The organism is Tautonia sp. JC769, assembly GCF_040717455.1.
Lineage (GTDB): Bacteria > Planctomycetota > Planctomycetia > Isosphaerales > Isosphaeraceae > Tautonia.
Genome location: NZ_JBFEFH010000034.1, coordinates 17,769 through 31,709 on the forward strand (window position 1 = coordinate 17,769; position 13,941 = coordinate 31,709).

Annotated in this window: 12 protein-coding genes; 6 read left to right on the top strand and 6 right to left on the bottom strand. The window is 68.7% G+C overall.

The genetic code is table 11. The features are described 5' to 3' along the window. The first annotated feature begins 198 nt into the window (after nucleotides 1–198). The 5 genes from AB1L88_RS23815 to AB1L88_RS23835 all read left to right on the top strand — a co-directional run bounded on the left by AB1L88_RS23815 (nucleotide 199) and on the right by AB1L88_RS23835 (nucleotide 4,989). Nucleotides 199–1,482 carry a hypothetical protein gene (locus tag AB1L88_RS23815; protein ID WP_367099201.1) on the top strand — a complete coding sequence of 428 codons (1,284 nt, stop codon included), beginning with the start codon at nucleotides 199–201 and terminating at the stop codon, nucleotides 1,480–1,482. 253 nt (nucleotides 1,483–1,735) lie between these two features. Beyond that, complete coding sequence (locus AB1L88_RS23820) at nucleotides 1,736–2,434, top strand: hypothetical protein (protein WP_367099202.1); 699 nt, start codon at nucleotides 1,736–1,738, stop codon at nucleotides 2,432–2,434. Further along, nucleotides 2,434–3,618: an amidohydrolase family protein gene (locus AB1L88_RS23825; RefSeq protein WP_367099203.1), complete on the top strand. Its 1,185-nt coding sequence runs from the start codon at nucleotides 2,434–2,436 to the stop codon at nucleotides 3,616–3,618. Before AB1L88_RS23820 ends, AB1L88_RS23825 begins: the two co-directional genes overlap by 1 nt. A gap of 39 nt (nucleotides 3,619–3,657) precedes the next feature. Next, nucleotides 3,658–4,362 (top strand): site-2 protease family protein, encoded by a 705-nt coding sequence (locus tag AB1L88_RS23830; protein WP_367099204.1) that lies wholly within the window; start codon nucleotides 3,658–3,660, stop codon nucleotides 4,360–4,362. Nucleotides 4,363–4,404: 42 nt separating this feature from the next. Beyond that, nucleotides 4,405–4,989, top strand: coding sequence for a YkgJ family cysteine cluster protein (locus AB1L88_RS23835; protein ID WP_367099205.1), 585 nt, complete (start codon nucleotides 4,405–4,407; stop codon nucleotides 4,987–4,989). On the opposite strand, the gene AB1L88_RS23840 is transcribed toward AB1L88_RS23835, so the two are convergent. The 3 genes from AB1L88_RS23840 to AB1L88_RS23850 form a co-directional block, all read right to left on the bottom strand. Next, a complete protein-coding gene (locus tag AB1L88_RS23840) occupies nucleotides 4,977–7,016 on the bottom strand; it encodes a hypothetical protein (RefSeq protein WP_367099206.1) in 2,040 nt (679 codons plus the stop codon). The two genes, AB1L88_RS23835 and AB1L88_RS23840, sit on opposite strands and share 13 nt — an antisense overlap. A gap of 256 nt (nucleotides 7,017–7,272) precedes the next feature. Continuing rightward, nucleotides 7,273–7,698 carry a peptidylprolyl isomerase gene (locus tag AB1L88_RS23845; RefSeq protein ID WP_367099207.1) on the bottom strand — a complete coding sequence of 142 codons (426 nt, stop codon included), beginning with the start codon at nucleotides 7,696–7,698 and terminating at the stop codon, nucleotides 7,273–7,275. Nucleotides 7,699–7,817: 119 nt separating this feature from the next. Beyond that, complete coding sequence (locus AB1L88_RS23850) at nucleotides 7,818–9,149, bottom strand: sulfatase-like hydrolase/transferase (RefSeq protein ID WP_367099208.1); 1,332 nt, start codon at nucleotides 9,147–9,149, stop codon at nucleotides 7,818–7,820. Between the two features lie 229 nt (nucleotides 9,150–9,378). Here AB1L88_RS23850 and AB1L88_RS23855 point away from each other — a divergent pair, with 229 nt between their 5' ends. Beyond that, entirely contained in the window at nucleotides 9,379–10,122 is a 744-nt protein-coding gene (locus AB1L88_RS23855; RefSeq protein WP_367099209.1) for a TraR/DksA C4-type zinc finger protein, read from the top strand. An 83-nt stretch (nucleotides 10,123–10,205) separates the two neighbouring features. Here the strand turns inward: AB1L88_RS23855 and AB1L88_RS23860 are convergent, their stop codons facing one another. The 3 genes from AB1L88_RS23860 to AB1L88_RS23870 all read right to left on the bottom strand — a co-directional run bounded on the left by AB1L88_RS23860 (nucleotide 10,206) and on the right by AB1L88_RS23870 (nucleotide 13,930). After that, on the bottom strand, nucleotides 10,206–10,805 hold the full coding sequence (locus tag AB1L88_RS23860; protein ID WP_367099210.1) for a Uma2 family endonuclease: 600 nt from the start codon (nucleotides 10,803–10,805) through the stop codon (nucleotides 10,206–10,208). Nucleotides 10,806–10,870: 65 nt separating this feature from the next. Further along, complete coding sequence (locus AB1L88_RS23865) at nucleotides 10,871–12,505, bottom strand: CTP synthase (RefSeq protein WP_367099211.1); 1,635 nt, start codon at nucleotides 12,503–12,505, stop codon at nucleotides 10,871–10,873. Nucleotides 12,506–12,655: 150 nt separating this feature from the next. Then, a complete protein-coding gene (locus AB1L88_RS23870) occupies nucleotides 12,656–13,930 on the bottom strand; it encodes a GNAT family N-acetyltransferase (RefSeq protein WP_367099212.1) in 1,275 nt (424 codons plus the stop codon). Between the last annotated feature and the right edge of the window lie 11 nt (nucleotides 13,931–13,941).

The window sequence follows — 13,941 nt, forward strand, 5'->3', positions numbered from 1 at the left end:
GATCGCCGATAGAACGCTTCTGAATCGACCACTCAAGGACGCGAGGTTCTTCGCTGTGAAGACCCCGCTGAAGGAACGCCAAGAGGAGGTTGGCGGCTTGCTTTGAAATCAGGGAGTGATTGCACAATGCCGCGCCGATCGCGTCAAGCTCACCGCTTTGAGTCAAGTTTGCCGGAAGTGCTCGAAACGCGAGCCTTGATGAGTGTCCTGATCAACGCCAAGCCGACCGTCGAGGTCGTGGCGGATTCGCCGTTCGTCCGGGTCGGTCATGGTCGGGTGGTCATCACGCAGCCGACCCCCATCACGGTCGTCGGCACCGCGCAGCCGCCCGCGAACAACGTCGCCACCGTGGTCGAGGTCTTCGGCCTCGATGCCCAGGGGAATGTCTTGAACAACGGCCAGCCGTTGACGACCGCCCCGACCAACTTCCTCGGCCGCTATCGCGCCACCTTCGAGCTGCCGTCGACGATCCGGGCCGACATGAACTCGATCATCGTCCGGCAGCAGGCCGTCGGGTTCCTCGACGGCTCCCAGACGATCGACGCCACCACCCTGACCGGCCTGACCGGCGACCTGGCCATCGACGGCACCACCCTCGAGAACCTGCAAGCCGACCTGAGCCTCGACCCCGGCACGATCTCCAACCTCCAGGGCAACCTGAGCCTCGACCCCGGCACGATCTCCAACCTCCAGGGCAATCTCTCGCTCGAAGCCGGCACCATCTCCAACTTGCAAGGCGACGTGTCGATCAACGGATTCGAGTCCGACCTTGACGGCACCGTGGCCGAGGCCGAAGGGCTCACCGACGAGATCTTCGGCACCCTCGAGATCGACATCGATGTGGTCGGCGTCGGCGCCGGCGAGTTCGAGTCGGACGGGCCCGTCGAGTTCAGTGTCTTCGAGACCGAGGTGACCGGCACCGTCACCACCCCCGACCTCACCGGCTCCCTCTCCGGCGGCACCGCCGACGAGAGCGGCCGGACTGGCACCCTCTCCGGCGGCACGGCCGATGAGAGCGGCCGGACCGGCACCTTCTCCGAAGGCACGGGCGACGAGAGCGGCCGGACCGGCACCCTCTCCGACGGCGTCGGCCAGATCCTCCCCACCACCGGCACCTTCACCCAGACCGGCGAGGCCATCATCGCCCCGACCACCGGGACGATCCGGCTCGACGTCAACGAATTCGCCGTCTCCGACCCCCTGACGATCTACATCCACCAGTCGCATCGGAGGGCGAGGCCCCTGCCCGTCCCCGTCGGCCCGGCCGCGCTGAACACCGTCGAGCGGCCGACCCGCCTCGCCGCGGCCCGGATGATGCAGCATCCCGCCGCGATGAACGTCCCCCGGCCGAACCTGTTCGCCCTGCAACGCCCCCGGCCGACCCTCGCCGCCCGTGCCGAATTCGCCCGCCCCGAGCGGCTCCCCCACCTGCCGACCCTCCCCGCCCGCATGCTCCCCCGGGCGGCCTTCCTGGGTGACTGATCGACCGACCGTCCCGTCTCTCCCCTTTGGTGACGATCGCCCCGCGACCTGCTGCGGGAATCGTCCCAAAGGGGGGCCAGACGGCATGTCTTCGTGAAAGATCGAGGCTCCGGCGCCCGATTCCCCCTCCTGCGACCCGCTCGCGGCCGCTCGCGCCCGTTCCCGGCATCGCCTCGACCTGCTACCATGGTGGCCTCTTCGGCGCGAACTCGCCCCACCCGCATGGAACTCCCCTCGAAGACGAGAGACCGCGATGCCCCGACTCCGATGCCTCCCGCCGCTCGTCGCCCTGCTCGCCCTGGCCGGGTCGGCCGCCGCCCAGTCGCCGAACCAGCCGAGGATCACCCCCGGCCCGAACGAGCCGGACTGGGTCGCCATCCTCAAGGGGATCTACGGGCTCGACATGTTCGACGACCTGCTCAACCCCCTTGAGACCACCGCCGACGCCACCCCCGGCCTCTTCCGCAAGGCCGGCGACGGCCCGATCTCCTACACGCCGATCCTCGCCCTCGGCCTCGTCACCGTCAACCGGGGCGGCATCTACGTCCCCGGCGCCGAGCCCGGCCAGCCGACCAAGCGGGAGCTGTGGGCCTACGAATTCAAGCACGAAGGCCGCGATCTGGAGCGTTGGGAGAACATCCCCCCCCCGCTGCTCGACGGCTCGACCGTCTCGATCGACCCCGGCGACCGCGTCTTCGGCTTCTGGCTCTCCAACGACGGGCTCGAGGACGGCGGCGTCTTCACCCAGCCCGCCGAGGTCCGCGCCATCAACGATCGCCTGGCCGAACAACCGTACAAGGCCATGATCTACCCCTACGTCGATCCCGAGACGGGCGAGAAGGTGCCGAACAGCTACCTGATCGGCTGGGAATACTCGACCAACGACGACTTCCAGGATGTCGTCTGCCGCGTCGACAACGTCGTCTTGATCGAGAACGAGAACGGGAAGTGATGACCGTGTCTGCAATCGTTGCCCGCCAGGTGACCGACGGTCGCTGGCTCCGCGTCACGCTCGACGGCCCGAAGATCGCCTCGGTCGAGGCCGCCAACGGCCCCGAGGCGATCGGCCCCGACGACCCCTGGATCGCCCCGGCCCTGTGGGACATCCAGACCAACGGCCGCCTCGGCGTCTCGTTCTCCGACCCGACCCTGACCGTCGAGCAGGTCCGCGAGATCGTCCTCGCGCAGGATGCCGACGGGTCGGCGCGCATCTGCCCGACCCTCATCACCGCCCCGCTCGACGACATGCGGCACGGCGTTTCCACCATCGCCGCCGCCTGCGAGGCCGATCCCCGGGTCGCCCACCGGGTCGCCGGCATCCACCTGGAAGGCCCCTTCCTTTCCCCCGACGACGGCTACCGCGGCGCCCACCCGATCGAGGCCATCCGCGACCCCGATTGGACCTCGTTCCAGCAGCTCCAGGACGCCAGCGGAGGCCGGGTCACCATCCTCACCCTCGCCCCCGAACGCCCGGGAGCGTTGGACCTGATCCGCCGCGTGGTCGATTCGGGGGTCACCGTCGCCCTCGGCCACTCGGCCGCCGATCCCGAGACGATCCGACGCGCCGCCGATGCCGGGGCACGCCTCAGCACCCACCTCGGCAACGGCATCGTCGCCCAGCTCCCGAGGCATCCGAACCCGATCTGGACCCAGGCCGCCGAGGACCGCCTCTGCGCCTCGCTCATCGCCGACGGCCACCACCTCGACGACGACGTGATCCGCGTCCTCGTCCGCGCCAAGACGCCCGATCGCGTCGTCCTGGTCAGCGACGCCAGCCCCCTGGCCGGCCTGCCGCCGGGGACTTATGGCCGCTGGGCGGTCGAGGCGTCGGGCCGGGTCGTCGTGGCCGGCACACCCTACCTGGCCGGGGCGAATCGGCCCCTGCCCATCGGCATCGACCGATTGATGCAGGCCGCCGGCCTCTCGGCGGGCGAGGCCGTCGCCTGCGCCTCGACCCGGCCGGCCCGCCTGATCGGCCGGCCCGAGCCGGTCATCGCCCCCGGCGCCCCGGCCGACCTGATCCGCTTCACCCTGCCCGGCGGCCGCTTCCACCTGGTCGAGACGACGGTGGCCGGGCAGTCCACGCCCGCTTCCCCCGAGACCCGCCCGACCGACGACCGCAACGCCCGGGGCTGACGGGATCGGCCCCTCCCCGGCGACAAAGGACCCGCTTCCATGTTCGGCATCCCGAGCCAAACCCGCCTCGACCTGAACTTCCGACTGTTCGGCATCCCGATCCGGGTCACGCCGTTCTTCTGGCTCCTCGCCGCGCTCATCGGCCTGCGATTCGGCGGGGAGACCGCCCCCGAGAACACCCTGATCATCGCCTCCTGCGTGTTCCTCTCGGTCCTCGTCCACGAACTCGGCCACGGCCTGACGGCCAAATTCGGCGGCGAGCAGCCCTGGATCGTCCTGCACGGCTTCGGCGGCGTCTGCGCCTCCGATCGCGAGCAACGCGGGTTCGGCGCGCGGTTGCTGGTCACCCTGATGGGGCCGGTCGCCGGGTTCCTGCTGGCCATCGCGGCGGTCATCCTCTGGGCGATCCTCGTCACCTCCAACGTCGCCCTCAGCCCCGAGGTCGAGCTGGCCCTCTCCACGCTCCTGATCCTGAACATCATTTACAGCGTGCTCAACCTGATTCCCATCTGGCCGCTCGACGGCGGGCAGCTCATGATGACGATGCTCGACCGGCTCAGCCCGCGCCACGGGGCGCGTCGGGCGCACATCGTCTCGTTCCTGGCCGCCGGCACCGGCGCGGCCCTCGCCGCCATCTGGGCGCAGGCGATCATCCTCACCCTTCTGCTGGGTTACCTCGCGTTCACGAATTACGTCCTGCTCTCCCACCATCACCGCATGATCATGGCCGAACGCGAAGGGTAATGGATGCCCCTATCGCGAATCGCCCCCGGAGCCCGTGACCGCGTGCCCGATCCGACCAACCCCCCCGACCCCGAGACCGACCCCGACCCCGACCCGATCGCCGCCCTGCACCAGGCGGTCGATCGACTCACCCGGCCGCTCGACGTGATGCACCGCGACCGGCTCCAGTGCCGCCGCGGCTGCGCCTCCTGCTGCGTCGATGACCTGACGGTCTTCCCGGTCGAGGCCGACCTCATCCGCCGCCATCACGCCCCGTTGCTCGCCAACGAGGCCCCCCACCCGGCCGGCGTCTGCGCCTTCCTCGACGACCAGGGGGCGTGCCGCATCTACGAGCATCGGCCCTACGTCTGCCGGACGCAGGGCTACCCCCTCCGCTGGCTCGACGAGGCCGACGGCGACTCCCTGGTCGAGCTGCGCGACATCTGCCCCCTGAACGACGACACCGGGCCGCCGATCGAGCAGCTCCCGGCCGAAGCCTGCTGGACCCTCGGCCCCGTCGAGGAGCAGCTCGCCCGGGCCCAGTACCAGGCCCACGGCGAGGCCTCCGCCCGCGTCCGCATCCGCCTCCGCGACCTGTTCGCCCCCGGGGCCGAGACTCCCCGAGACGCCCGACATCAAGGGCGGTAAATCAGCGACAGCGTCTCCGGCCGGACGCGTGAAAGCTCGTCGCCCAGGTCGTACAGGCGCCAGCCCGTCCCGGTCCTCAGCAAGGGAAGCTCGTGGAGCCGCCTGGAGTAGATCCCCCCCGCGTCCGGGTTCGACGCCGTGCCCGTCAGTCGGAAGGACGTGCCCGCCCCGTCGCGATGGGCCTCCGGGTATCGCACGAACAGGCGGGCCGGGGCGCCTTGCCGATCCGCCCCATCCCCCTCGGGCCAGACCAGCACATAGCCCGACCTGGGGCCGAAGCAGGTATCGGCGATTCGATAACGTGATCCTGCCATCATGGGCTTCTGGTTCAGGAGCGTCTGGTGGGCCCCGGCGGAGGCCGAGCTGCCGTCCACGAACGACGGGGGCATGACCGCGAGGATCTTCTCCGCGTTCATCGCGTAGAAGAACAGGCTGAACACGGTCGAATGCCAGGGGGCATACTCGTTGGCCGGGTAGAGGTGTGAATACTCCGGCACCTCCTCCAGCAGCCCGGCCCGCAGCGCGGCCTCCAGATTGACCCGCGCGTGATGCCAGCCCCCCTCCATCCGGAACGCCGTCTCGTTGAAATGCGCCGAGCCGGGGGGTGAAACGAGCGCCTCGCACGTCGCGTCGATCGCCCTGTACGACACGCCGATCGCCCCCGCCAGCGTCATCGCCATGGCCCCCCGCAGCACCAATCGCGATCGACTCCCGGCGCGGCCCCACCGTGTCGCGAGCGCCCCCATGCCCGAGGCCAGCACCAACCCCACGCCATAATACTGGATGTAGACGGGAACATACCCCGTGCCCGGGGTGACCAGCTCCTGATATTTCTGGCAAACCGACGTCGTCAGCCCCGGCAAGACGGCCAGCGCGATCCCGATCGCCAGGACGAACCGGTGGTCCCGCCGCGAGGGGGCTTCCTCCCCCTCGCGAAGCTGCCGGAAGCCCAGCGAACACGCCAGCGCGGCGAGCAGCACCGGCCACAGCACCTCGGTACTCCCGACCCACCGCACGAACGCGGCCGGGTCGCGGACCCCTCCGAACAGCCCGGCCGGATCGTCGATGAATGACGCCAATGGCAATGCCGAGGCCCCTTGGCGGCCCAGGGTCGTCAGAACCCTGCCCGCATCAAGGTTCATGGCATGAACATAACCGGGTGTCTGTCCGCCGGGGTCGGGGATGTCGCTCGGATGCAGCCAGCGCAGCAGGAGCGAGACGCCCACACACAGGGCCACCACCCGCAGCACCGGCACGGCGTCCCGCACGCGATCCCGCCATTTCCCGCGCCGATACGCAATCAGCAGCAGGTGGAGCACGAACAGCGGGTAGGTCACCTCGTAGGTGAGCATCGCCATCAGCCAGGCCATCACGCTGACCGCCAGCCAGGCGCGGCTCCGGCCCTTCAGCACCGCGTCCAGCGCGATCAGCGAAACCAAGAGCAATCCGACGACGATCTGCAACAGGCCGAAGAACGAGAGGATCGGATCATGGAACGCGCGCACCTGCATCGCGCAGACCGTCCCGATCGACGCCAGGCAGGCCAGGCCGCCGTCGCCGGTCAACGACCGGACGAACGTGGCGAACAGCGCGAGATTCCCGAGCACCATCACCAGGACGACGCATCGATAGGCAAACACGTCGGGAATCGCGACGAACACCACATGGAACGGAATCCAGTGCAGCGGATAGAACCGCCCGTCCAGCATGGCGCCCCGCATGGAATTGACCACGCGAGTCGTCAGGCTCTCGCCCGAGTAGGTGAGCATCCCGGGAACCAGTGACGTGATCCCGTCGTCCGACAGGTACCCGGTCGCCAGCGTGGGAGACAGTTGGATCGCCGCGAGCCCGACGATCAGGGCGAGTGTCGCCGGGAGCAGCTTCGCGTGTCGACGGGTCCCCTCGCATTTCCCCGCCGGCCCATGCCCCTCGCCATGATGGGGGCGTGCCGGGGCGTGATGGCGCCCGGGCGACTCCTGCGGCCGCGCCGGTCTCGCGACGCGTACCGTCTCGTCTCGAATCGCCATGACGCCCCTCCCTGGCCCCGCGTCGAGGCCGTTCCCCGGCCTCTTTCTCGCAACACTATCCCTCGCGCAGCAGGCGATCACATCAGCACAATCGAGAATCGTGGAGAACCTATACCAGATTCGGCCGGTTCGGCAAGCGGACTTCGAGCCGCGAGCCCCGCTCATCCCCAACGAAAACGAGAGGGGGGAGGAACCCGGTCCTCCCCCCTCTCGCGGTGTTCTGGGCGGTTTCTCGCCTGCTGCCCGCCGGCGACGCTCAGCGGATCTCGACCAGGGCGATGTCGAACGTCAGATCCTTGCCGGCGAGCGGGTGGTTGGCGTCGAGCGTGACCGAGCCGTCAGAGAGGCTCGAGACCGTCACCACGGCCGTCTGGCTGCCGTTGGTCATCTGCAACTGCTGGCCGATCTGCGGGTCGAGGTCGTCGGGGAACTGGTCCCGAGGCACGTCGAAGACCAGTTCCTCCCGATGGGCGCCGTAGGCTCGATCGGAAGGGATCGTCACCGTCGTCTCCTGCCCCGCCTCCATGCCGGTGACGGCCTCCTCGAAGCCGGGGATGACCTGGCTGTCGCCGATCGTGAATTCGAGCGGCTGCCGGCCGTCCGAGGAATCGAAGACGGTGCCATCGGCCAGCCGGCCGGTGTAGTGGATGCGGACCGTGTTGCCGGTTTGGGCCTGGGCCATGACGAAACTCCATTGGGTTCGAGTCGCGGAGTGCCCCACGCCTTGAGACGCGGAGTCGAACCTCCACGGATAACGGATTGCGGCCCTCGCTGCAAACCCCAAATTACCAGGGAGACCCGTCACGGGTCCGGGGTCCACCACCGGTCGAGCGTCCCCATCAACCGCCCCACGCGGTCGGATTGCACCCCGGCCAGGTCGCGCAATTCGGCCGGATCGGCGTCGAGCTGATACAGCTCGGGGGCATCCAGATCGCTCAATCCGGTCGGGACGATCAGCTTCCACGCCCCGTCGATCACCCATCGCTCGCGGAGATTGGCGGCCGGATCCTCAAGGTCGATGGCATTATGCTCATAATTCGCGCCGAAAACCGCCTGCCGACCGGCCACGGCCTCGGTGTCGAGCAAGTTGATCCCCGGCATCTCCCCGGTCGGCTCCAGGCCGACGGCCCTGAGGATCGTCGGGGCCAGGTCGACCGAGCTGGCCGGCTCGTGCGAGAACCGCGGCGCGACCGTGCCCGGCCACCGGATCATGATCGGGCTCCGCAGCCCCGTGTCGTACGGCGACCGCTTCGACCGCACGAAGCCCGGCCCCTCGGGGTCCTGGGTCCAGCCGTTGTCGGACACATAAAGGATGATCGTATTCTCCGCCAGCCCTTCGTCGTCGATCAGGGCGATCAGTTCGCCGCAGGTCTCATCGAACCATTCGATCATGGCCCAGTAGCGGGCGATCGACGGCGTCGGGGCAATGTCCTGATAGTGTTCCAGGAACCGCTCGGGCGGGTTGTGCGGCGTGTGGGGCAGGAACGGCGCGTACCAGAGGAAAAAGGGCCGATCCCGCTCCTTCGCCTCGGCGATGAACGCCTCGATCGGCTCCATCGTCTCGCGGCCGATCGCCAGGCCCTTGTCCCCGTGCCGCTGGCCCTCGGTCATGCCGTGGGTGAAGCCCCCCCGCGAGTAGTGCCCCTGCCACCACTTGCCCGTCTGCAGGCTCAGGTAGTCGCGCCCGGCCAGCAGCCTCGGCAGCGTGGGGACGGCTTCCATGTGCCGGTTCATCACCTCCCGGCCCTCGGTGAAGCGATCCGACCGGTAGAACGCGGCGTTGGTCATCTCCTCCGGCTTGGGCGGGTCGTTGCTGGTGATCTTGTGCTGATGCGGATACAAACCCGTGATGATGCTCGCCAGGCTCGGGCAGCAGAGGCTCGACGGCACATATCCGCGGCTGAATGTCAGGCTCTCGCCCGCCAGGCGATCGAGCCGAGGGGTCCGCACGCTCGGATGGCCCATGAAGCCGTAGTCGGTCCAGGCATGATCATCCGAGAGGATCAGCACCACATTCGGGGGCTTCTGCGCCGATGAAGGCCCCGCCTCAGCCCCCTCGCCCGAGGCGGCCGGAAGCCCCCCGAGCAGGATTCCCCCCAGGACCAGGCCCCACCGGAATCGCAATCGGATCATGGTGCGCATCCACTTGCCTTGTGTTCAGGATTCGAGCGTCAATCGGGCCCGCCCACGGGCCGGGAACGCCCCCTTACCATACCGCCCGCATCGCGCATTTCCCAAACGTTTGTCCCGCCAATCTCCCGCCCCATCATGCCTTGCGGCACGAGGTCTGCACGCCCTTTCGTGAAACGATTCGGATGAATCGAGCCGCGATCCCCCGAACCGAGCATCCACGAGGCCCACCATGACCGACAGCAAGCTCAAGACCTATCGCAATCGCCTCCTGAAACTGGCCGCCCGGCTCCGGGGAGACCTGGAGTCGCTCGAAGACGACGTCCGATCGACCAGCGGCGCCGACGCGGCCGGGAACCTCTCGAACGCCCCGATGCACCTCGGCGACCTCGGCACCGCCGAGGAGATGCACGAGATCGACACCACCCTTTACGAGAATGAGGAAGCCATCCACGCCGACGTGGCCGCCGCCCTCGATCGGATCGACGCGGGGACCTTCGGCTCCTGCTCACGCTGCGGCCGATCGATCCCGGCGGCCCGGCTCGATGCCCTGCCGTACACCCCCTACTGCGTCTCGTGCGCCGAGGAGGTCCAGGCAGGCCACCCGACGAACCTCGACGCCGGCCGGCCCGCCGGCGGGCTCGACACGGCCGACGCCCGGCGTGCCCACGAATCGGCCCCCGAAGGCGTGATCCCCGGTGACGACCCCGCCGACTTCGCCGAGACGATGTCCGACACGACCGCCTCGGCCCACTCCGACGACGTCCACGCCGCCGGGACCGCCGGGGGAGGCTCGGCGTCCGGCGGCCTCGCCGGCACCAACACCGGCTCGGGCGACCCCAGCAACGCCGACCTCGACGCCGCCATGGGCAGCGGCAACTACGACCAGGAAATCGAGGCCGACTTCGGCGACACCGACGCCAAACGCCCCCGCGTCGGCCGCCCGTCCGCCCGGGCCACTCGCAAGGGGAAGTGACCGGCGGCGGCGATCACCAACCCCCTTCTCTCACCCGCCCGCCCGGCGCTCGGCCCGTCGACGACGCGAACCGAGCGCCGGCCTCACGCCGTTTCCTCGTTCCCCTCGGCCGGGCCGAACAGCTCGGCCAGCGGCAGTTGAAAGCCCGGCAGCACCGCCCCCCCGTCGAGGCGGTCGGCCCGGCCGAGGATGCGGACGGTCGCCACCGAGTCATACACGTAGATCTGTTCCACCCCCGGATACACGATCCAGACCAGTCGCGCCCCGGCGGAGAAGTACTCGTGGAGCTTTTCGAGCAGTTCGGCCGCGCCGTCACCGGGGCTGACGACCTCGGCGGCAATCTCAGGGGTCGCGGGCATGGCGATGCCTCGTCCAAGCCGCTTGCCCTTCGGCCATCGATCGAAGCTGATGAAGGCCGCATCGGGCCGGCGACTCCGGTTCACCGCCGGGCTCAGATCAAAAAGAATCTCCGTGAGTGCACGGCCAGATGGGTGCTGGGCGAGGTACGCATCGAGAAATCGCTTCAACTCGTTGGCAAGCAATCCTTCGTCCAGGCCCATCGGGGCAAGCTCCACCACGTCACCGTCGATCACCTCGAACAGGTCCGGCAGCGTCATCAACTCCGGGGCATCCATTTCCTCGTCGGGAAGGGTCGCGGACGCGTCGTGGGTGATGCTCGCCATCGTTCTCGTCCCTCCAGAACACCAAAGGACCGACCGATCGAGGGGGACGGGCGCCCCGGCCCCCATCAGCCCCTCGCCTCCACCTCCGCCCGGCCCGATTCCCGCCTGGCCAGCGCCGCGGCGATGAAGTCGTGGAAGAGCGGATGCGATCGCGTCGGCTTCGAGCGGAACTCGGGGTGGAACTGCACGGCCAGGAACCACGGGTGGTCCGGAATCTCGATGATCTCCACCAGCGACCCGTCCGGGCTGGTGCCGGTCGGGATCAGGCCGGTGTCCTCCATGTGCATCCGGTAGCCGTTGTTGAACTCGTAGCGGTGGCGGTGCCGCTCCCAGACCTCGTCGGCCCCGTACGCCCGATGGGCGATGCTCCCCGGCCGAAGGACGCATTTCTGGTTGCCCAGCCGCATCGTGCCGCCCCGCTCGCGCACCACCCGCTGGCCTTCCATCAGGGCGATCACCGGGTGCGGCGTCATCTTGTCGAACTCGGTGCTGTTGGCCCCGTCCAGGCCCAGCACGTTGCGGGCGAACTCGATCGTCGCGCACTGCATCCCCAGGCAGATCCCGAAGAACGGGATCCCCTTGCTCCTCGCGTACTTGATCGCCTCGACCTTCCCCTCGACGCCCCTCATCCCGAACCCCCCGGGAATGAGGAGGCCGTCGACCCCCGCCAGCAGGGCGCCCGGGTCCCCCTGGCTCAGTTCCTCCGACTCGATCCGCCGCACCACCACCCGCGCCCGGTGAGCGATCCCCGCGTGATCGAGCGACTCGTACACCGACTTGTACGAATCCCGATGCTTGATGTACTTCCCGACCACCGCGATCGTCACCTCGGCGTCCGGGTGCTTGATCCGCTCGACCAGGTCGCGCCAGTCGTCGATCTCCAGCGGGTTCGCCTTCAGGTTCAGCTTCTTGACGATCAGGTCGTCCAGCCCGTTGCCGACCAGGCTCAGCGGGACTTCATAGATGCTGAACTCCCGGTCCCGCTCCTCGATCACCGCCTTCGGCTCGACGTTGCAGAAGAGGGCGATCTTCTGCTTCATGTCCTCGCTCATCGAATGCTCGGTCCGGCAGATCAGCACATCCGGCTGGATGCCGATCTGCCGCAACGCCGTCACCGAGTGCTGCGTTGGCTTCGTCTTCAGCTCCCCGGCGGCCTTCAGATACGGCACCAGCGTCAGGTGGATGAACAGGCAATTCTCCTTGCCCACGTCGAGCGGGAACTGCCGGATCGCCTCCAGGAACGGCAACCCCTCGATGTCGCCGACCGTGCCGCCGATCTCGGTGATCACCACGTCCACGTCGTCGTCGGCCAGCCTCAGCACGGCCGCCTTGATCTCGTCGGTGATGTGCGGGATCACCTGCACGGTGTTCCCCTCGTAGTGCTTCCCCTCGCGCTCCTTCTGGATCACCGACAAATAGATCTTCCCCGTCGTGTAGTTGCAATCCTTCGTCAAGGGGGCGTCGGTGAACCGCTCGTAATGCCCCAGGTCCAGGTCGCACTCCGACCCGTCGTCGAGCACGTACACCTCGCCGTGCTGATACGGGCTCATCGTCCCCGGGTCGACGTTGATATAAGGGTCGAACTTCTGCAACCGGACCCTCAGCCCCCGATGCTCCAAGAGCATCCCGATCGACGCGCACGTCAACCCCTTGCCCAGCGAACTGACCACGCCGCCCGTCACGAAGATATGCTTTGCCATTCCGTTCCCGTTCCCCCGCCGACCATGACCGGCGATCCGATGGCCCCCTGGCGCCTTCAAAACCAACAGTATACCATCCCCGCCCGTTCTTCGGCCGCGCGGCACGGAACGTCTTCGACCCGTCAACGGCATTGTCGGATGCCGGCGGCCCTAGGCCGACGCCGCATCCAGCGGGCTCCGCCAGATCGGCTGGCGAGGAAACAGGATGCGGGCCGAGTCGAGCGCCGTGGCGGTCGAGGCCTGCATGCCGGGGTCTTCCCCCAGCAGGGCGTCGGGGTCGGTGTGGCCCATGACCAGGCGGACGAAGGCGTCGCCCGTCAGGGTCAGGTGGCGGCGGCCGAGGCGGTCGGGGTCGATCGAGGTCCGTGCCTTGGTCGGCTCGATGTGCAGCAGGTAGCGGCGGTCGTCGACCGTCAGGCCCAGCTCGACCGGCGAGGCGTTCGAGGCCGCCACCCGCTTCGACAGCTCGGGCAGGATGGCGCGCAGGAACCGCTCGGGGTCGGGGATGTGGTACATCGAGGCGTTGCCTTCCAGCTCGTCCACATCGAGGATCGTCCCCTTGATCTGGCGGAAGGTGCTGATGACCGGGTGATCGAGCGGCGCATGCACGACCACCTCCGGATAGGCCCGCTCCAACGCCTCCGACCGGACCCGGCCGAGCAACGCCGGCAGGGCCTCCGGCCGATCGGGATCGACCGCCAGCTCCAGGATCTTGTGATCCTTCACGAAGGCGTAGCCGTGGACCTTCTCCCCCAGGCAGGCGACCCAGATGACGTGGGCGTACTTCCGGCCGATGATCCAGCGCCAGTATTCCTCCGTCCGGACGATCGAGCCGGTCGTCTGGCCGTAGTTGCGGTCGTACAGCCCCATCAGGTCGCCCAGCTCGACCTGGCGCCAGGGCCGGACGTGCCACGGGCCGGGCTGGCCCTCGGCCGCAGCGTCCCCGCCGATTGGCAGGGTCCGGCTCGGGGCCTTCCCCAGCGTCTGCTTGCCGCAGAGTCCCCAGCCGATCGGCCGGTAGAAGCGGGGCATGGCGGTCGTCAGAGCCAGCAAGACCGCCCCGGAGGCCTTCGCCCGGGTGTCGGCCAGGCGGAGAAGTTCCTGGGCGTAGCCCTGGCCGCGGTACTCGGGCAGGGTGCCGACCCACATCACCCCGTTCATCAGCAGCGGGACGGACCCATAGCGGACGATCCGCTCGGTCAGGTGCGCATGGCTGGCGACCTTCCCATCGACCCGGGCCAGCAGGCGCTGCTCGGGCTTGTAGGAGGGGTCGCTGAGCGAGCCGAGGAACGCCTCGCGGTCCGGCCCGTGGAAGACGTGCAGCAGGGTTTGATAAATGGCCTCGTGATCGGCCTCGCTCCCCTGGCAGAATTCGACGGGGCCGCGACGGACGGGCAATCGCGAGCTGGACGGAGACTCTTTCATCAGCGAACGCA